Annotated in this window: 12 protein-coding genes and 1 pseudogene; 7 read left to right on the plus strand and 6 right to left on the minus strand. The window is 70.1% G+C overall.

Annotation, left to right across the window (positions count from 1 at the left end):
• The first annotated feature begins 176 nt into the window (after positions 1–176).
• Positions 177–1,868, plus strand: coding sequence for an ISAzo13 family transposase (locus ACFYO2_RS40160; RefSeq protein ID WP_388359788.1), 1,692 nt, complete (start codon positions 177–179; stop codon positions 1,866–1,868).
• Positions 1,869–1,901: 33 nt separating this feature from the next.
• Here ACFYO2_RS40160 and ACFYO2_RS40165 read toward each other — a convergent pair whose 3' ends face one another.
• Both ACFYO2_RS40165 and ACFYO2_RS40170 read right to left on the minus strand, forming a co-directional pair.
• Positions 1,902–2,192 (minus strand): hypothetical protein, encoded by a 291-nt coding sequence (locus ACFYO2_RS40165; RefSeq protein WP_388359791.1) that lies wholly within the window; start codon positions 2,190–2,192, stop codon positions 1,902–1,904.
• The gene (locus ACFYO2_RS40170) at positions 2,189–3,007 is read right to left on the minus strand and encodes a phytanoyl-CoA dioxygenase family protein (RefSeq protein ID WP_388359793.1); all 819 of its coding nucleotides are present in this window, start codon (positions 3,005–3,007) and stop codon (positions 2,189–2,191) included. The genes ACFYO2_RS40165 and ACFYO2_RS40170 overlap by 4 nt, the downstream gene beginning before the upstream one ends.
• A gap of 82 nt (positions 3,008–3,089) precedes the next feature.
• On the opposite strand from ACFYO2_RS40170, the gene ACFYO2_RS40175 reads away from it, so the two are divergent.
• The gene (locus ACFYO2_RS40175; protein ID WP_388359796.1) at positions 3,090–3,875 is read left to right on the plus strand and encodes a helix-turn-helix domain-containing protein; all 786 of its coding nucleotides are present in this window, start codon (positions 3,090–3,092) and stop codon (positions 3,873–3,875) included.
• 53 nt (positions 3,876–3,928) lie between these two features.
• On the opposite strand, the gene ACFYO2_RS40180 is transcribed toward ACFYO2_RS40175, so the two are convergent.
• Positions 3,929–4,231: a hypothetical protein gene (locus tag ACFYO2_RS40180; protein WP_388359798.1), complete on the minus strand. Its 303-nt coding sequence runs from the start codon at positions 4,229–4,231 to the stop codon at positions 3,929–3,931.
• A gap of 392 nt (positions 4,232–4,623) precedes the next feature.
• On the opposite strand from ACFYO2_RS40180, the gene ACFYO2_RS40185 reads away from it, so the two are divergent.
• Complete coding sequence (locus tag ACFYO2_RS40185) at positions 4,624–4,833, plus strand: IclR family transcriptional regulator C-terminal domain-containing protein (RefSeq protein ID WP_388359801.1); 210 nt, start codon at positions 4,624–4,626, stop codon at positions 4,831–4,833.
• 37 nt (positions 4,834–4,870) lie between these two features.
• On the opposite strand, the gene ACFYO2_RS40190 is transcribed toward ACFYO2_RS40185, so the two are convergent.
• Genes ACFYO2_RS40190 through ACFYO2_RS40200 form a run of 3 tightly spaced genes read right to left on the minus strand, consistent with a single transcriptional unit; the run spans position 4,871 to position 10,475 of the window.
• On the minus strand, positions 4,871–6,310 hold the full coding sequence (locus tag ACFYO2_RS40190) for an NAD-dependent succinate-semialdehyde dehydrogenase (protein WP_388359804.1): 1,440 nt from the start codon (positions 6,308–6,310) through the stop codon (positions 4,871–4,873).
• Complete coding sequence (locus ACFYO2_RS40195) at positions 6,307–9,210, minus strand: FAD-binding and (Fe-S)-binding domain-containing protein (RefSeq protein WP_388359807.1); 2,904 nt, start codon at positions 9,208–9,210, stop codon at positions 6,307–6,309. Before ACFYO2_RS40195 ends, ACFYO2_RS40190 begins: the two co-directional genes overlap by 4 nt.
• Entirely contained in the window at positions 9,207–10,475 is a 1,269-nt protein-coding gene (locus ACFYO2_RS40200; protein ID WP_388359810.1) for an aspartate aminotransferase family protein, read from the minus strand. Before ACFYO2_RS40200 ends, ACFYO2_RS40195 begins: the two co-directional genes overlap by 4 nt.
• Positions 10,476–10,721: 246 nt before the next feature.
• On the opposite strand from ACFYO2_RS40200, the gene ACFYO2_RS40205 reads away from it, so the two are divergent.
• The 4 genes and pseudogenes from ACFYO2_RS40205 (at position 10,722) to ACFYO2_RS40220 (ending at position 18,459) form a co-directional block, all read left to right on the plus strand.
• Positions 10,722–12,347 (plus strand): PucR family transcriptional regulator, encoded by a 1,626-nt coding sequence (locus ACFYO2_RS40205; RefSeq protein WP_388359812.1) that lies wholly within the window; start codon positions 10,722–10,724, stop codon positions 12,345–12,347.
• A 1,121-nt stretch (positions 12,348–13,468) separates the two neighbouring features.
• Positions 13,469–14,987, plus strand: a pseudogene (locus tag ACFYO2_RS40210) (glycoside hydrolase family 43 protein).
• 154 nt (positions 14,988–15,141) lie between these two features.
• On the plus strand, positions 15,142–16,899 hold the full coding sequence (locus ACFYO2_RS40215; RefSeq protein WP_388359813.1) for a cellulase family glycosylhydrolase: 1,758 nt from the start codon (positions 15,142–15,144) through the stop codon (positions 16,897–16,899).
• 615 nt (positions 16,900–17,514) lie between these two features.
• A complete protein-coding gene (locus ACFYO2_RS40220) occupies positions 17,515–18,459 on the plus strand; it encodes an expansin EXLX1 family cellulose-binding protein (protein ID WP_388359815.1) in 945 nt (314 codons plus the stop codon).
• The last annotated feature ends 375 nt before the right edge of the window (positions 18,460–18,834 follow it).

Consider the following 18,834-nt stretch of genomic DNA (forward strand, 5'->3'; position numbering starts at 1 on the left):
GGCGGGGGCACTCGTTCGAGGGACGAGTGCACGGAACCCGCCCGTGACCGCCGATCGGCCTCTACACTCCCACCGCTCGACGTTTCCCCAGGTCAAACATCAAAGTACTGCTGGAGTACTAAGGGCCCGTAAAGAATCAACACGTTGCTTCACGGTCTGCCTGTCGTTGGTGTGGTATGTCCATACCGAACGAGGTTCGTGACCAACTTGCCCTGAGACTCGGGGTGTTGTTACCTCATCTGAATGAGCGGCAGCAGCGGCTGGCGCTGGCCGCCGAGGCCCGGCTGCTGGGGCACGGCGGGGTCCGGGCCGTCGCGCGTGCCGCAGGGGTGAGCGAGACGACGGTGCGGAAGGGGGTCTTCGAGCTGGAGGGCGGTGAGGACCCACTGCCCGATGGCCGTGTCCGCAGGGACGGCGGCGGTCGCAAGAGCGCCGAGGAGCTTGACCCGCTGCTCGTTCCGGCGCTGCTGGCGCTGGTCGAGCCGGATGAGCGGGGCGATCCGATGTCGCCGCTGCGGTGGACGACCAGGTCGCTGCGGTCTCTGGCCGGGGAGCTGACGCGGCAGGGCCATGCCGCCTCGGCGCCGACCGTGGGCAGGCTGCTGCGGGAGAACGGTTTCAGTCTGCAGGCCAATGCCAAGACCCTTGAGGGCGCTCAACACCCCGACCGGGACGCGCAGTTCCGGTACATCAATGACCAGGTCAAGGACCACCAGGCGGACGGCGAGCCGGTGGTCAGTGTGGACACGAAAAAGAAGGAAGTCGTCGGGGAGTTCAAGAATGCGGGACGTCAATGGCGGCCGGCCGGTGAACCCGTGCAGGTTGACGTCCATGACTTCCCCGGTGATGCACTGGGCAAGGCCCTGCCCTACGGCATCTATGACCTGGCGGCGGACACCGGCTGGGTGAACGTCGGTACGGATCACGACACCGCAGCCTTCGCGGTCGAATCGATCAGCCGTTGGTGGAACGGGCAAGGACGTCTCGACTATCCGCAAGCCAGACGTCTGCTGATCACCGCCGATGCCGGCGGCTCCAACGGCTACCGCACCCGTGCCTTCAAGACCGAGCTGGCTGCGTTCGCCGCCCGGACCGGCCTGGCCGTCACGGTCTGCCACATGCCGCCGGGCACATCAAAGTGGAACAAGGTGGAACATCGGCTGTTCTCCGCGATCACCATGAACTGGCGCGGCAGACCGCTGAACAGCCACGAGGTCGTCGTGCAGTCCATCGCCGCGACCACCACCCGCACCGGTCTCACCGTCCACGCCGAACTCGACACCGGCGCCTATCCCACCGGTGTGAAGGTCAGCGATGCCGAGCTGAACGCAGTGCCGGTCACCGGACATGCCTTCCACGGCGAATGGAACTACACCGTGCACCCCCACCCCGCCAGCCCGGCAGGCCCCACCGGACCAACACCCGGACCGACGGCGGTCTTCCACCGCGGTGCTCTGTCACATCCCGCGCTGACCGGTATGACCTGCACCGCACTGACCGAGCTGACCGAGACCCTGACCGCCGACTGGCAGACGCTGCAGAAACAGGACCCCGCCGCCCGACGCGACGGCGGCGAGCGACGCAGGGCCCCGGGCGGCGGCCGCAAAGCCAAACTCGACCTGGCCGACCGGGTCCTGGTCACCGTGCTGCAACAAAACCTCGCCCTGCCGCCTACCGTGCTGGCCCACCTCTTCGCCGTCAGCAAGGACACCATCCGCCACACCACCAGCGAGATCCGGCGACTGATGGACCAGCACGCACACACACCCCGGCCCCCAGCAGCACACCTCAACACCCTGGCAGGACTCCTCGTCCACGCCGCCGCACACGGCGCGACCCTCACGACAGAGACCAAACCAACGTGTTGATTCTTTACGGGCCCTAACCACGCGGCCTTGGCTTTAGCGACGGGTACTTGACGGGCGAGAGTCTTCCTCCAGCTTCTCGAAGAAGAACTCGTGCTTGAGGAAGGAGACGTCGTACTCGTGGCCGGACTGCGGCGGCAGCAATTGGGACGCCTGGAACAGGCGCCACCCGTCGTGCAGTGCGGCGAGTCCGGTGGGGTAGGGCGGCTCGTCGCTGTCACCGGTCGTCGGACGGGATCGGCTGGTCCCGTCGTACCGGGACCAGCCCACGACGTCGGAGTCGAGTGCCGACGTCGAGAGGTAGAGGACCAGAACCTGCTGTCTCATGCGTGACTCCTCAGGGCCGGCCGGTTGCTGACGCGCGTGACCCAGTAGTCGACGTCGAACGACTCGTCGCCGGTCAGGGCCCGCCAGAGCAGGACCCGGTTGTAGATCTCCAGTCGGGCGGTGGCCTGCTCGCACCAGGGGAAGTAGGTGTCGAGTTCTGCGGTCACCGCCGGGTCGTGCAGGTCGGTGGTGTCCCAGAGCCGCACCTGCGGCACGGTCGGGTTGAGGCGGAGTTTGTACATATAGCGACGGCGCGCGGTGTCGTTGCGGCGACCGCCGTGCCAGATACCGTGGTGCAGAAGCACGACCGTGCCCGCCGGGCAGGTCAGACGCGTCTGTCCCCTGAGGTTCTGGACGCGGCCGACGTCCGTCTCGTTGATCCTGCGTAGATGGCTTCCGGGCACACTGAGCGTGCCGCCCATCTCGGCGGTCACCTCGTGCGGGTAGTACATGAGCTGGATGTCGAACGCGTCCGGCCGTACGTCGATGATCGCGTCTCCGTGGAGGGGCTGCGCCTGCCCCTCGTGCGGCTCGCGCACATGTACCGCATGGTGGTCGACGGTCGGCTCGGAGCCGACCAGGCTCTCGACAGCGCCCGCGACGACCGGCAGGGCGAGCAGCTCGTGGACGAAGGTGTCCTGCGCGAACGCCTTGCTCAGCAAAGTGCCGTAGGGCACGTCCGGCAGTCCCTCGGTCATGGTCGCGATGGCCCGTTCATTGATCTCCTGCGGCACCACTCCGTCCAGGCGCAGAAATCCCTGCGCGACGAAGCGCGCTGCCTGAACCGATGTCAGGAGTTGCTTGCTGGTTGGCATGCGACGAACGTACGTGCCCTGCCTGACTCAGTCATGGGCTGAAATCGTCCAGTGCTGGTAATTTTCCATCATCGTGAAACTCGTGACACTACGGCTCGACGAGCCGCCCACCGTGGTCGACGCCGGCATCGGGGTACACGGCGTCTCCACCGACCACGACGTCTTCCGGCTGCCCGACCTGTGGCAGCTGCACCTCTACAACTACGAGGGCGCTCTGTCCCTCGGGCGGTCGGTCCACCCCATCCGACCCGGCCATGTCAGCCTCGTGCCACCGGACACGGAGGTGCGCTTCCACTACCGGGGCAGGTCGGAGCATTTCTACGTCCATCTACGGCTGCACGACGGCGGAACCGCACGGGTGGTCCCGGTGATGCAGGACGCCGCGGCCGAGAGCACACGCCTCGCCGATCTGCTTCGGCACGCCGTCACGGCCATGCCGACTTCTGCCCCGCGCGCCACCGCCGAGATCTGGGCCGCACTGTGGCGCGTCGCCGAGTTGCCGAGGAGCAACGGGGCCGGGCGCCCCCATCCCCTCGTGGCCGCCGCGCAGGCCTACGTCGAGGTACACCTGACGGGCCCGCTGTCCGTACCGGACGTCGCTCGCGCCGTCGGAATCTCCCACACGCACCTGACGCGTGTGTTCCGTGCCGAGACCGGCCGCACGGTCGTGTCGTACATCCGGCAGCGACGCGTTCAACGCGCCCGCCACCTCCTGCTGTCGTCCACCCTGTCCGTCACCGCCATCGCCGCGGCAGTGGGCATCGCCGACCTCCAGGCCTTCAACAAGGCCTGCCGCCGTGAGCTCGGCGCGAGCCCGCGTGACGTACGCGGGGCCGGGCGCGAGGGAACCGGCCACGCGCTTCCTTAGGGGCTTCGCGCCCCGCTGAGTGTCAACGTGCGCCACGCGCCAATTACGAATATTCAGCTGAAAGCCGGGACCGTCACGCGTCGCCGTACGCCCTCCGACCTGAGGCAGTACGGATACGGCGAGAACGGAGAGCAGGACCGCGGCATCGTCGACGCCACTTCCGTGAGGCCCGCGCCGAACCGCGCCGCCATGCCGAGCAACAGCCCGTTGAGCGTGCACACCACGGTCCCTGCGAGGGCTACGCCCGTCGTGCGCAGCGCCCCGTGACCCAACCGGGCCAGCAGATCGCGGCCGAGCGCGTCCGTACCCAACGGGTGAGCGGCCGAGGGCGCCAACAGTCGGGCCGCCGAGTCCACGTGAAGGGGATCGCGGAGCAGTCCGGCGGTTACCAGCGTGAGCAGTGCGAGGGCACAGACCGTGGCGGCCCGGCGGGTGAAGCGCCCTCGTGACAGGGACGGTGTGTGCAGGGCGGGCAGGGCCCCGTCCCGCCGGACCGGCCGAGCAGAGCCCGACGCAGGGCCAGCAGGATCGCGGCGGCGCTCAGGGCGCGGCCGATGTGTCCGGCCCGGGTGGCGGGGAGCTGCTCCCCCAGCACGTCCGCGAGCCGCAGCAGCGGAATGTACCCGGGTTCGCCGAGGTGGACGGCTCGGAAGATGCGGCTCTCGCCCCCAGCACCACCCACCGTCTGGACCACGAGGTACTGGACCGGGACCCAGGCACAGGACAACTGCGAGGGGAACTCCGCCGCGTGAGAGAACGTGGCTACGCCGTCAACCACAACCAGTACCTTCAGGGTGTCTGCGCCATCGCGGCACCCGTGCTGGACGGTGAGGGCGTACCGCTGGCAGCCGTGGCCGTCTCCCTGCCCGACTCCCGCTTCGAGCCCGGCCGGCTCGCCGAGCTGGGCCAACTGGTGACCGACACCGCGGCGGAGATCACCACACGTCACCTGCGTTGAGGCTGCACCGAGGCAGGGTCGAACAGAGAGACCGCGGTCAGCTCACGGGCACCGCGAGGTACTGGTACTCCAGGAACTCGTCGATCCCCACCCGGCCGCCCTCGCGGCCCAGCCCGGACTGCTTGACCCCGCCGAAGGGTGCGGCCGGGTTGGAGACGAGACCCGTGTTCAGCCCCACCATGCCCACCTCCAGCCGCTCGCTCACCCGCAAGGCACGGTCGAGGCCCTCGGTGAAGACGTAACCGACCAGGCCCCAGGGGGTGTTGTTGGCCCGGCGGATCACCTCGTCCTCGTCGTCGAAGGTGAGGATCGCGGCCACCGGGCCGAAGATCTCCGTGTCCATCAGACGGCTGCCGGGGTCGACGTCGGCGAGCACGGTCGGCGGGTAGAAACAGCCCGGACCCTCCAGCGTACGGCCGCCGACGAGGACGCGCGCACCATGCTCCACCGCGTCGGCGACCAGTTCCTCGACCTTGGCACGCCCCGTCCTGTCGATCAGCGGGCCGACATCGACGCCGTCCCGGGTGCCGGGGCCCACGACGAGCGCGCCCATCCGCTCGGCCAGACGCCGCCCGAACTCCTCCGCCACCGACCGGTGCACGAAGAAGCGGTTGGCCGCCGTGCACGCCTCGCCCATGTTGCGCATCTTGGCGACCATCGCCCCGTCCACCGCCTTGTCCAGGTCGGCGTCCTCGAAGACGATGAACGGCGCGTTGCCGCCCAGCTCCATCGACGTCCGGACCACGGCCTCCGCGCTCTGGGCCAGCAGCAACTGCCCGACGGCCGTGGAACCGGTGAAGGACAGCTTGCGAATCCGCCCGCCGCGCAGGAGCGGTTCGCACACCTCCCCCGCACGGGAAGTGGTGACGACGTTCAGCACGCCGTCCGGCAGCCCGGCCTCCTTGAGGATCGCGGCGAGAGCCAGGCTGGACAGCGGGGTTTGCGGGGCCGGCTTGAGCACCATCGTGCAGCCGGCCGCGATCGCCGGGCCGATCTTCCGCGTGCCCATGGCCAGCGGGAAGTTCCACGGGGTGATCAGCAAGCAGGGGCCGACCGGGCGGCGGGAGAGCAGCATGCGGTTGCGGCCGTCGGGCAGGGTGGCGAGGCCGCCGTCGATGCGGACGGCCTCCTCGGAGAACCAGCGGAAGAACTCGGCCGCGTACGCCACCTCTCCCCTGGCCTCGGCGAGCGGCTTGCCCATCTCGGCCGTCATCAGGTGGGCGAGCTCGTCGGTGCGCTGGATGATGATCTCGTAGGCGCGGCGCAGGATCTCGCTGCGCGCGCGGGGTGCCGTACGGGCCCACTCCTGCTGTGCCTGCACGGCCGCTTCCTCGGCGAGCTTGGCGTCCTTGGGGCCGGCGTCGGCGACGTGGCAGAGGACCTCGCCGGTCGCGGGGTCGTCGACGGGCAGGGTGGCGCCGTCCGCGGCGTCCACCCAGGCACCGCCGATGAACAACTGCGTGGGTGTGTCGGTCATGAGGTCTCTCCTGGTTGATCGGGTCGATCGGCGGCGGGGTCGAGCAGTTCCGCGAGGTGCACGGCGCGGACGCCCCGGTCTCCGGCGAGGTGGTCGATCTGAGTGGCGCAGCTGAAGCCGTCGGCCACGACGACGGTCGGGGTGGCCCCGTCGATGGCGTAGATGCCGTCGAGGCGGGGTTTCAGGGCCAGGTCGGCGACGGCCATGGAGGTGTCGTAGTGCTGTTCCTCGAAGCCGAAGTTGCCGGCGAGTCCGCAGCAGCCCTCGGCCTCGTCGACCTTGCGTACGCCGAGGCGGCCGAGCAGGTCTCGGGGATGACGGCCCTTGAAGGTGGCGTACTCGTGGCAGTGGGTCTGCAGGACGACGTTCTCGGGCAGCGGCGGCGGGGTCCAGCCCGGTTCCGCGAGGTCGGTGAGGGCTCCGGCGAAGGTGTGGACGCGGTCCGCGACGCGCCGGGCGGCGTCGGTGCCGAGGAGTTCGGGCACGTCACGCTTGAGGGCGGCGGCGCAGCTGGGCTCGGCCACCACGATGGGCCGGTCGTCGCCGTTGTCCAGGCGGGCGACCGTGCGGGTCATGATGCGGCGGGCCACCGACAGCTGGCCGGTGCTGACCCAGGTCAGGCCGCAGCACAGGCCGTCCTCGGCCGTGCTGCAGATACCCGCGTCGGCGAGGACGCGACTGGCGGCACCCGCCACGTGCGGGCGGAAGGCACGGGTGAAGCTGTCGACGAAGAGCAGGGCGTTCGCCGGTTCTTCCGGCTTCGACGCACGAAGCACCTGGCGCAGGCTGCGCCGGGAGGCGAACGCCGGGATCCTTCGCTTCGTGGTCACGCCCCCGAGGCGGGCGAGCAGCCTGCCGACCGGCCCGCGCAGCAGCGCGTTGACCGGGCGGGCCGCGAAACCCGCGAGGGCGGAGGTCAGCGGCAGCCAGCCCAGGGAGTAGTGGGAGCGGGGTCTGACTCTGCCCTTGTAGTGCTGGTGCAGGAACTCCGCCTTGTACGTGGCCATGTCGACGCCGACCGGACAGTCGCTGGAACAGGCCTTGCAGGACAGGCACAGGTCGAGGGCGTCACGAACCTCCGTGGAGCGCCAGCCGTCCTGGACGGTTCCGCCCCGCACCATCTCCTGGAGCAGGCGGGCCCGGCCCCGGGTGGAGTCGTTCTCCTCCCCCGTGGCCCGGTAGCTGGGACACATCACGCCGCCCGTGTCACTGCGGCAGCGGCCAACCCCGACGCAGCGGCGCACGGCGCCCGCGAAGCCGTCCTCGTCGTGCGGGAAGGAGAACAACGTGTCGACGGGCAGCACCTCGGAGGGCGTGTGCAGCGCGAGGTCGGCGTCGAGGCGGGCCGGGGCCACGATGATCCCGGGGTTGAGCAGCCCCTCGGGGTCGAATATCTCCTTGAAGGCGGCGAACGTCCGGATCATCCGGTGGCTGTACATGACCTCCAGCAGCTCGCCCCGGGCCCGCCCGTCGCCGTGTTCGCCCGACAGGCTTCCGCCGTGCTCCACGACCAGGGCGGCGGCTTCCGACAGGAACCGGCGGGTGGCGGCCCGCCCCGTGTCCGTGGCGAGGTCGAAGTCGATGCGCACGTGGACGCAGCCCGCGCCGAAGTGCCCGTACAGCACGCCGGTCAGGCCGTGCGCGGTCAGCAGCTTGCGGAAGCCGCGCAGGTAGGCGGCCAGGTTCTCGGGCGCGACCGCCGCGTCCTCCCAGCCGGGCCAGGACTCCCCGCCGTCGACGAGCCGCGCGGCGAGCCCCGCCCCGTCCTCCCGCACCCGCCACAGCGAACGCCGCTCGGCCGGGCTGTGCACGACCCGCCCGCCGGTCAGCCGGCCGCGGGCCTTGAGTACGTCCAGCAGTTCGGCGGCGCGGGTGTCGACGACCGCCTGGTCGTCGCCGTCGAGCTCGACGTACAGCCAAGCCCGCCCCTCGGGCAGCCCGGTGACGGAGTCGGGACCACGCCTGGCACGCATGGTGGCGACGATCGCCTCGTCCATGCCCTCCACCGCGGTGGGGTGCCGGCGCAGGATCTCGGGGACGTCCTCGGCGGCGTCGACCACGTCGTCATAGCCGAGGGTGAGGAGGGTGGAAGCCTGTGCGGTCGCCACCAGGCGGACCGTCGCGGCGGTGACGACCGCACAGGAGCCCTCGGTGCCCACCAGGGCGCGGGCCATGTCGAAGCCGTGCTCGGGCAGCAGGTGGTGCAACTGGTAGCCGGAGACCTGGCGCGGAACACGGCCCAGCTCGGTACGGATCGGCGCCAGGTTGCCCTCGATCAGGTGCCGCAGGTCCGCTTCGAGGCGGGCGACACGGCGGACCGCGTCCGTGTCGTCCGGGTCGGCGGCCCGCAGTCCGGTGCGGTCGGCAACGGCCCGCACGCCGTCGGCCGTCACGATCTCCAGGTCCTCGATGTGACCGCTGGTACGCCCATGCCGCACCGACCGGTTCCCGCACGCGTCGTTGCCGATCATGCCGCCGAGGGTGCAGCGGCTGTGCGAGGAGGGGTCGGGGCCGAAAGCAAGCCCGTGCCGGCTCGTCGCGCTCTGAAGGGCGTCGAGGACCACACCCGCCTCGACGCGCGCGGTACGGGCCTGCGGGTCGATGTCCAGGATCCGGTTCATGTACCGGGAGAAGTCCAGGACAACGCCGGGTCCGACGGCGTTGCCCGCCATGCTGGTGCCGCCGCCGCGGGCGGTGAGCGGGACGTCGGCCCCGTGGCAGGCCCGCAGCACCGCGACCACGTCGTCGGCGCCGCGGGGGAAGGCCACCGCCTGTGGCGGGACCCGGTAGTTGGAGGCGTCGTAGGCGTACGCGCCGGTCCCTCCCGCACCGGTCTCGATCCGCAGGCCGGGAGCGGTACGGGCGAGCTCGTCGACCAGGCGCGAGAGGGAGTCCGTCATCGCTGCGACACCCCCGACGTGCCGACCTCGACCGCGGTCGCCCACGCCTGGAGGCCCTCGTCCACCGCCGTCTCGTCGATGACGAGCGCCGGAATCATCCGTACGACCTGATTCCAGGCGCCGCACAGCAGCAGGAGCAGGCCCTCGTCGACGGCGGCGCGCTGCACGCGCGCGGCGGTCTCGGGGTCGGGGCCGCCGTCCTCGGTGACGAACTCGGTGGCCAGCATGAGCCCGAGGCCCCGCACGTCGCCGATGCCCGGCGTCCGGTCGGCCACCGCCTCCAGCCCTTGGCGCAGCCGCGCGCCCATCGCCTCGGCGTTCTCGACGAGCTTCTCGTCCCGCACGACGTCGAGGGTGGCGCAGGCCGCGGCACAGGCCACGGCGTTGGCGCCGTACGTGCCACCCTGCGAGCCCGGCCACGCCTTGGTCATCAGCTCCTCGGAGGCGGCGATGCCGGACAGCGGGAAGCCACTGGCCAGCCCCTTGGCGGTGACCAGGATGTCGGGCGTGACACCGAAGTGGTCGTGGCCCCAGAAGCGTCCGGTGCGGCCGACACCCGTCTGCACCTCGTCCAGGACGAGGAGGAACCCGTGGCGGTCCGCCCGCTCCCGCAGCCCCTCCATGAAGGCCCGGTTTGCAGGCACGTACCCGCCCTCACCGAGCACCGGCTCTACGATGATCGCGGCCGTGTCGGCGGGCGAGGAGATCGTCTGGAGCGTGTAGTCGAGCTCCTTCAGGGCGAAGCGGGTGGCGGTCTCCTCGTCCCAGCCGTAGCGGTAGGCCGAGGGGAAGGGGGTGACCACCACGCCGCTCATCAGCGGGGAGAAGCCGGAGCGGAAGCGGGTGCCGGAGGTGGTCATGGCGGCGGCGGCGACCGTACGCCCGTGGAAGCCGCCGTGGCAGACGATGACGTTGGGGCGACCGGTGGCCTGGCGGGCGAGCCGGAGCGCGGCCTCGACGGCCTCGCTGCCGGAGTTGGTGAAGAACAGGCTGTCCAGACCGGCCGGCAGTACCTCGCCGAGCTTGTCGACGAGGCGGCGCAGGGGCTGGTGCATGACCGTCGTGTACTGGCCGTGGATCAGCGTGCCGACCTGCTCCTGCGCCGCCGCCACGACCTTGGGGTGGCAGTGCCCGGTGCTGGTGACGCCGATGCCGGCGGTGAAGTCGAGATAGCGGCGGCCGTCCTGGTCGAAGAGGTGGACGCCCTCGCCCCGAGCCGCCACCACGGGCGTGGCCTGGCGAAGGTGCGGCGACAGTGCGGTCATGTTCGTCTCCCGGCCTCGGTGTTCGGTCTGCTGCGCTGTCCCGAGCATCTCCGTGGATCAGGGGTGCGCCAACCTGCGATCTGTCCGGCCGGGCCGCGACTTCCGGACGTTGTGTCAGCCTCATCGGGGCATGCCGGGTGCCGATCTCTCACGGACTGCTCTTGCGCAGGTCAGCGACGCTTGTCACAGTGGCCGGGCACTCCCGGGCACTGAGCCGTGCTCGAGCAGGGGACCCATGGAGACACCGTGAACGACAACCACCCGGCCGGCCATGGGCCCACCCGCGCACTCACCGTCGCCGACGTCCTGGCCCTTCCCGTCCTGGCCGCCGGACAACCCCAGGTCGTCACCGGTGTGCCCCACCTGGACCGGCCGGTCAGGTGGGTCCACATCACCGAACTGACCGACCCCGCGTCCTTCCTCAAGGGCGGCGAACTCGTCCTGACCACCGGGATGCCGCTCCCGGAAGACGTGGCCGGCGTGCGCCGGTACGTCGACGAACTCGCCGACATCGGGGCCGCGGCGCTGGTCATCGAACTCGTACGTCGCTATCACCGCCCGCCGGACGCACTCGTCGACGCCTGCCGCCTGCGTGGCCTTCCCCTCGTCACGCTCGCCAAGGACGTCAACTTCATGGAGGTCACCCAGGTCGTGCACGCCCTCCTGCTCGGCAACCAGGCGGACGCGATGCGCCGCACCCAGCGCATCCACGAGGCGTTCACCGCCCTGACCCTGCGCGGTGCCGGCCCGGAGGACGTGGTGCGTGCGGCGGCGGAGATGTGCGGCCGCACGGTCGTCCTGGAGAACCTGGTGCATCAGGCACTGATCTGCGAACCGTCGGGAGGCACGGTGGAAGAGGCGCTCACCGGTTGGGAGCAGCGCTCCAGAGCCGCCGGAACCGACGACCACACGGCGACATGCGGCCCGACGGGCTGGCTCACCGCACCCGTCGAGTACCAGGGCGAGCGCTGGGGCCGTGTGGTCATGCTCCCGTCCCGCACCGACGGCCCTGCCTTCGGGCCGGAGGACATCACCGTGCTGGAGAGGACCGCGATGGCTCTGACCGTCGCCCGCCTCATCCATCCCACCCCCTGGGAACGCACCGCACACCGAAACGCCCTGCGCGATCTGGTCGACCAGCGCCACCGCTCCGCCGAAGACGCCCGCGCCCGCTGCGCCGCACTGGGCCTGCCGACCGACCGAAGCCGGTTCGTCGCGACCCTGGTGCACCTCCGCACCGGCAGCGGGGGAACCGAGCCGGAGACCCGCCTGTTCCAGGAGCTCCACGCGGCAGGCATCCCGGCCCTCGTCGGCGAGCTGGCCCCCGACCGCCTCGGCATCCTGCTGGCTCTGCGTCCCTCCCAACCCTGGCGCCCCATCGTCGAACGACTGTGCAGCACCGCACTGAGCCTGGCTCCGCAAGCAGTGGTGAGCGTCGGTTCGGAGATCACGGACCTCTCCGACACCGCCCGCTCGTTCCGCGAGGCGGCCCGCGTCGCCGAGGCCACCCCGCCCGGCCAGCCCCTCCCGCCGGACCGGTCCTTCCACGAGCTGTCCGACATCGGCCTGCACCGCCTGCTGTACGCCCTCCGCGAGGACACCCGGATCCAGGAGTACGCCGAACAGCAGCTCGGACGACTCATCGACTACGACACCCAGCACGGCACCGATCTGCTGACGACCCTGCGGCACTACCTCGAAGCGGCCGGCAACAAGACCACCGCCGCACGTCGGGGCGGCCTCTCCCGCGAAACCATGTACCAACGCCTGCGCACCATCGAGCGTCTCCTCGACCGCGACCTGGAGTCCGGCGAACAGCGCACCGAACTCCACACGGCCCTCGCGGCACTTGATGTGCTTCGAGCCCGCTGACGTAGAACGGCGGCTCCAACCAGAAGTGGACCATGTCAAGGCAGGTGCGCTGACCCGCTGAGGCCCTCAAGTCCCGTGTTCCGCCGAGCGGCGGAGGAAGGTTTCGTGGACATCCCGCGCCAAGCGGCCACGTGCGGCGGCTCGTCGGCAGCGGGAGCCCAGCGTGTCCCCGAGCGCGGCGACGGCCGGCTCGTACTGGTGCGGCATCGCGAACCGCTCGTCGCACGCGAACCGCTCGTCGCACGCGAACCGCTTGTCGCACGTGAGCCGTTCGAGCAGGCCGGTGACGCTCCGCGCCCCTGCAATCCGGGGTCGCAGAAGGAGAGTCGGTCAGTGGCGGAAAGGACGCCGAGCCCACGGCGCACACTCCTCGGAAGCCGAGTGTGGAGCTGACCCCGAAGCATGTGTCGAAGCGCTTCGACGCCAGTCTGTCTCCTTGACGGGCCGTCAAGGTACCAGCAAAAGAAAGCGTCTCGTGGTTGAGGCTCTTGTTTCACACGAAACTTGTCCGTTACCTTGCGCCTGCAAGTGAAGCGCTTCGACAGGCGCCGCAGGAGGGCCGCCGCCATGAGTCATGAGTGGCCTGGCCTTCGGCGGCGACTACAACCCCGAGCAGTGCGACGAGCCGGTATGGAAGGAGGGCGACGCCCCGACACGGCCGAGCTGAGCCTGACCCTGCCCACCCCCACGGACGCCGACGCTCTCCGAACCACCGTTCCTGGACAGCGAGCGGGAGTGAGTCCACGCACTGGCACGCCCCGAACGGTCTTGGGCGCTCCCCCAGAGGGGGCACCCCCAGGTCGTCCGCTTTCGCCTCCGGGCGGCGACACGGATCCTGTCCGTGGTCCGATCCCGGAAGGGCGGAGTCCCTTACGACCTGGCCATGTGGATGCAGCCAGAGGCGACGGGGAGGCCCTGAACCATCACGCTGGTGGAGCAGGGGCCCCGCACGCCGGCACCGCACCCGGCGTCCCAGATCGCGCTACCCGGGCCCGCACCACACCTCGCAAGCCCGAAAGCCGACCATCACACGATCGAGCTAAATCACCCTCATACGCGTTCCACATCGAGCAGTTGTCAACCCCCAGCCCGCATCATGAATCGACGAGAGGACCTGTCGGGTGCCCCCTCCGCGCCAGCCGGACGGACGCTTCGCCAACCCGGTGATCCCCGGCTTCCACCCCGACCCCAGCGTCTGCCGCGTCGGCGACGACTACTATCTGGCCTGCTCCAGCTTCGAGTACTTCCCCGGGGTGCCCCTCTTCCACAGCCGTGACCTGGTGCACTGGACGCAGATCGGCAACGCCCTGGACCGGCCGGCCCAACTGCGTCTGCCCGTCTCCATGTCGTCCTCCGGCGGGATCTACGCCCCCACCCTGCGCCACCACGACGGCCGCTTCTGGCTGATCGTCACCAACTGCAGCGAGGGCGGCGGCAACCTGATCGTCACGGCCACCGACCCCGCCGGACCGTGGTCGGACCCCATCTGGGCGCCGGGTGTCCCCGGCATCGATCCGGACCTGGTCTGGGACGAGGACGGCACCTGCTGGTGCACGGTCGCCGGCGTCTCGCAGGTCCGTATCGACCCGTCCACCGGGCAGACGTACGGAACACCGCACAGGCTCTGGTCCGGCGCACCTGGCGCCAAAGCCCCGGAGGCGCCGCACCTGTACCGGATCGGCGACTACTGGTATCTGCTCATCGCCGAGGGCGGCACCGAGCGCGGCCACGGTGTCTCGATCGCCCGCGGCCGGCCGTACGCCCGCCGGCCCGTTCGAGCCGTGCCCGGCCAACCCGATCCTCACCCATCGCGGCACCGACCACCCCGTCCAGAACACCGGGCACGCCGACCTGGTCCAAGGCCCCGACGGCTCCTGGTGGATGGTGCTGCTCGGCGTCCGACCGGGCGGCGGCACGCCGGGCTGGCACGTGCTCGGCCGGGAGACCTTCCTGGCCCCCGTGACCTGGGTGGACGACTGGCCGGTCGTCGGCGAGGTCGCCCTGGACCTGCCCGAGCTCCCCTGGCCGCTCTCCCCCAGCCCTGTCGAGGAGCACCGGGACGACTTCGAGCTCGCCGAACTGCGACCGTCCTGGATCTCCCTGCGCGACCGGCCCGCTGAACACTGCACCACCAAGGAGCGCCCCGGATGGCTGACGCTCCGGGCGCGGGGCGGCTCCCTGGACGAACCCGACGTGGTGTTCACCGGCCGGCGCCAGCAGCACATGTCGTGCCGGGGGCGCACTCTGGTCGATGCCGCGGAGGGAGCCGGTGGCCTCGCCGTCCGGCTCGACGAGCGGCACCACTACGAAATCGAGGTGACCGGCACGCGGGTGCGGGTGGTCGCACGCGTCGGCTCCCTGCGCACGGTCGTAGCCGCACAGTCCGTGCCCGCCGGGCCGGTGGTCCTCGCCGCCACGATCACAAAACCGCCGTCTCCCCACGGGCCGTGCACAGGACCCGACGTCGTCTCACTCGGCGTCGAGCAGCCCGACGGCACGTTCACCGAGCTCGCGGCCCTCGACGGCCGCTACCTGTCGACCGAGGTCGCCGGCGGCTTCACCGGCCGGGTCATCGGCATGTACGCCGCGGTAGGCACCGTCCACTTCGACTGGTTCGACTACCAGCCCCTCGACGACTGAACCAGGCTCCCCCCTCTGCTGACAGGGACAGGGATCTGCCATGCGGCGACGAGGGCACGCATTCAACCTGCAGCTGAAGGAGTGGCCGGCGGTGGCGCCTGCCGCTGCCCGATCACGGATCGGATCACCCGTACGACCGACAGAAAGGCAACACATGACGGACATACGGCAACCCGCGCACCACCGCAGCCGCGGCCCCGGACGCCTGGCCGGCCTGCTGCTGGCGCTGGTCGTCCTGCTGGGGCTGTGTGCCGGTACGGCGACCGCCGCGCCCGACGCCGCGGCCGAACCGTCGCAGTCGACGACGGTCAGAGTCCCGGCCCGCGCCATGGACGCCGTCGCCGCGATGCAGCCCAGCTGGAACCTGGGCAACACCCTGGACGCGATTCCGGACGAGACGTCCTGGGGCAACCCCAAGGCCACGAGGGAACTGTTCGAAACCGTCCGGGCGCAGGGCTACCGCAGCGTCCGCATCCCGGTGACCTGGACCGACCACCAGTCCGCCACCGCCCCATACACCATCGACGCCACATACATGAGCCGCGTCAAACAGGTGGTGGACTGGGCACTCGCCGACGGCCTCTACGTCGTGCTCAACGTCCACCACGACTCGTGGCAGTGGATATCGAAGATGCCCACCGACCATGACAACGTACTCGCCCGCTTCAACGCCGGCTGGACCCAGATCTCCTCGACGTTCCGGGACGAGCCGCGCACCCTCCTCTTCGAGAGCGTCAACGAACCATCCTTCGACAACGCCACGGACGCGCAGAAGATGCAGCTCCTGAACGAGCTCAACACCTCATTCCACAAGGTCGTCCGCTCCTCGGGCGGCGGGAACACCAACCGCCTGCTGGCCCTGCCCACACCGGCCTGCACCCCGTCCCAACCCTTCATGGACGACCTGTCCACCACGATCGGCGCACTGCACGACAGCAATCTGGTCGCCACCGTGCACTACTACAGCTGGTATCCCTTCAGCGTGAACGTCGCGGGCGGCACCCGCTATGACGAGAACGCCCAGAAGGACCTGAACGAGGCCTTCGCCCGCATGCACGACACGTTCGTCGCCAAGGGCATCCCCGTCTACCTCGGCGAGTACGGCCTGCTCGGATATCCCGACGACAACCACCCCTCCCGCATCGAGCGGGGCGAGGCGCTGAAGTACTACGAACACATCGGATATGCGGCACGCGTCGCCGGTGTCACCACCGCCCTGTGGGACCCCGGCTTCGCCTACCTGAACCGCGAGACCCTGCAGTGGCGTGACCCCGGCCTCTTCGCCATCAAGTCCAACTGGACCACCCGCTCAGGTACGGCATCCTTCGACAAGGTCTTCGTTTCGAAATCGAGCCCGATCACCGCCCAGGCACTCACCCTCAACCTCAACGGCACCAGCTTCCGGGGGCTCTGGCAGGGCGGCACCAAGCTGTACGCAGGGCAGGACTACAACGTCTCCGGCAATCAGCTCACCCTCACCGCCAAGACACTGACCCGGCTGGTCGGCAGCCGCGCCTACGGGGTCAACGCCACTCTCCAGGCCCGGTTCTCCAGTGGGCTGCCCTGGCAGATCGACGTCGTCACCTACGACTCCCCGGTTCTGTCGAACACCGCCGGCACCACTGATTCGTTCACCGTTCCCACGCAGTTCCGGGGTGACGTGCTGGCGACCATGGAGGCCAAGTACGCCGACGGCAGCAACGCCGGCCAGACCAGCTGGACTCCGTTCCAGGAGTTCAACATGGCCTTCTCGCCGGACTACCCGAACGGCACGATCATCCTGACCCCCGCCTTCCTGAACGCGCTCCGCGACGGCGAGGCGGCGACGCTGACCTTCCACTTCTGGAGCGGCGTCACCATCACGTACCACGTCACAAAGTCCGGAAGCTCGGTCACCGGCACGACATCCTGACCGATCGGCCCCTGCCCTGGTTGCCGGCCTCCCCGGCAGCCAGGGCAGACCCAAGTCTCCGCGCCGCCTCACTCCGCATTCGGCGGAGCCGTGCTCTCCCGGACGGTCAGGGTGGTGGCGATCTCCAACCCCACCTGCGGCAATTGCTCACCCCGGCTGAGCGCTAGGGGCCGGCTCGGTGGCGGCTGCCGCCAACTCGGCCATACGGCGCGCGCACCACGCCGGTACGTCTGTCCCGGCCATGCGTGATCAGCTCGCGGGTCCCATGGTCGCAGTCCTTAGAGCTCCGAACAAAAGTGGAGTCCGACCAGCTCGCGGCGTCCGGTGCGTGCGATCGCAAGGCGCCGGAAGCTCCTCGTAGCGGAGCTACTAGGGGCTTTCGGCAACGCGGCGAGCCTGCGTGCCAGGCGTCGGGAGCCGGGCTCCACCTTTGTTCGGAGCTCTTACTCACCACCGGTAGCCCGCAGCTCATGGCCGCGCGCGCGACTGTGCCAAGCCGCCCGTGACCGTCCTCCCGCGAGACTCGGCCTCTCCCTGTGAGAAATCGTTGGCAACCTTTGCGCTTCCCGCGGTCACTCAGCAGTGCACCATCGGCTCGATCTGAACGGACAGGGAATGTACACACCGAGGCAGGCCGCGCGGCAGCGCAGACAAAGACGCAAGCTCATGCTGGGCGGCACGTCGGCGCTGATCGCCGTGGGCGTTCTCGCCTACCTGGTCATGGCGCTGCTCCCCGACCGCAACGCCGATGCAGGGCCTGCCGCGGCCACACCCCTCGCCACCACCCAAGTGAAAGCCACCGCCGCCGGCGAGACAGGCACCCCGACCGCGACGGCGAGCCCGACTGGCTCCCCCACCCCGACGGGTGTCGCGACCACCGCGTCAGCACGACCGTCACCCACTGACACCCCGCGGCCCCAGCGAAAGTCCGCCACGACCTCGCAGGCAGGACGGCTTCAGCCCCACACCACCTACCAGGGCGTCGCCACCGCCTACGAGGCCGGGGACGGAGACGGCGCCTGCCTGTTCGGCCCGAGCCCCGACCTCATGATCGCGGCCATGAACACCACCGACTACGAGACGTCCAAGGCATGCGGCGCATACGTGCTCGTCCGCGCGGCCAATGGCAAATCCATCACGGTGCGGATCACCAACGAATGCCCCCTGCCCTGCGCACCCGGGCAACTCGATCTCAGTCAACAGGCCTTCGCCAAACTCGCCGACCTCAAGGTGGGCCGGATCCCCATCACCTGGAGTCTGGTGAGCCCCAGCACCTCCGACACGATCTCCATCCGGTACAAGACCGGCTCCAGCCCCTACTGGTGCGCCATCCAGGCGATCGGCCACCGCAACCCACTCGCCAGGCTGGAAATCCGCACCACAGGCGGCTGGCGGCAACTGCCCCGCACCACCTACAACTACTTCATCTCCGCCGACGGCAGCGGGTGCGGCAGCGCGATCAGGCTCACCGACATCTACGGCGAACAGCTGACCGTCACTGGAATCGCGGTGCGGCCGAACGTCGTGCAACCCACCCAGGTCCAGTTCGCCCGACACTGATCCCACGGCCCGTCCAAGACCGCCGGCGGCTCCCCACACGTCTGGAATCGGTGGACCGCCGGCAGGCACGCCATGAAGCCGACCGCATGGTGCCTCCGCTCGCCGACGCCGGCCATGGTCTACCGGCGGATCGCAGGTCTTCCCGGCGGCGGGGTGCCGACTCCTGTCCGCGGGGAGCGAGTTCCTCGTCCTCTCGGTCGTCGAGGGCACCACGTGGGACAAGGCCGCCTGCCGCCTGACCCACCCGGCCGAGGCGGCCGCGCGCCGCGAACTGGGCGCGATCACCGCCGCACGCTCGCCGACTCCGTCGCCCGCCTGCACACCGCTGCTCGGACGTCTCCGTGACGGCCCCCGCCTGTGCCGACGATGTGGACA

The sequence above is a fragment of the Streptomyces sp. NPDC006602 genome, from assembly GCF_042870385.1.
GTDB lineage: Bacteria > Actinomycetota > Actinomycetes > Streptomycetales > Streptomycetaceae > Streptomyces.

Bases quoted from the DNA above. Each gene is read 5' to 3' on its own strand.
- ACFYO2_RS40195 (WP_388359807.1), bottom strand. From the start codon at position 9,210: ATGACGGACTCCCTCTCGCGCCTGGTCGACGAGCTCGCCCGTACCGCT.
- ACFYO2_RS40190 (WP_388359804.1), bottom strand. From the start codon at position 6,310: ATGACCGACACACCCACGCAGTTGTTCATCGGCGGTGCCTGGGTGGAC.
- ACFYO2_RS40165 (WP_388359791.1), bottom strand. From the start codon at position 2,192: ATGAGACAGCAGGTTCTGGTCCTCTACCTCTCGACGTCGGCACTCGAC.
- ACFYO2_RS40220 (WP_388359815.1), top strand. From the start codon at position 17,515: ATGTACACACCGAGGCAGGCCGCGCGGCAGCGCAGACAAAGACGCAAG.
- ACFYO2_RS40215 (WP_388359813.1), top strand. From the start codon at position 15,142: ATGACGGACATACGGCAACCCGCGCACCACCGCAGCCGCGGCCCCGGA.
- ACFYO2_RS40200 (WP_388359810.1), bottom strand. From the start codon at position 10,475: ATGACCGCACTGTCGCCGCACCTTCGCCAGGCCACGCCCGTGGTGGCG.
- ACFYO2_RS40170 (WP_388359793.1), bottom strand. From the start codon at position 3,007: ATGCCAACCAGCAAGCAACTCCTGACATCGGTTCAGGCAGCGCGCTTC.
- ACFYO2_RS40160 (WP_388359788.1), top strand. From the start codon at position 177: ATGTCCATACCGAACGAGGTTCGTGACCAACTTGCCCTGAGACTCGGG.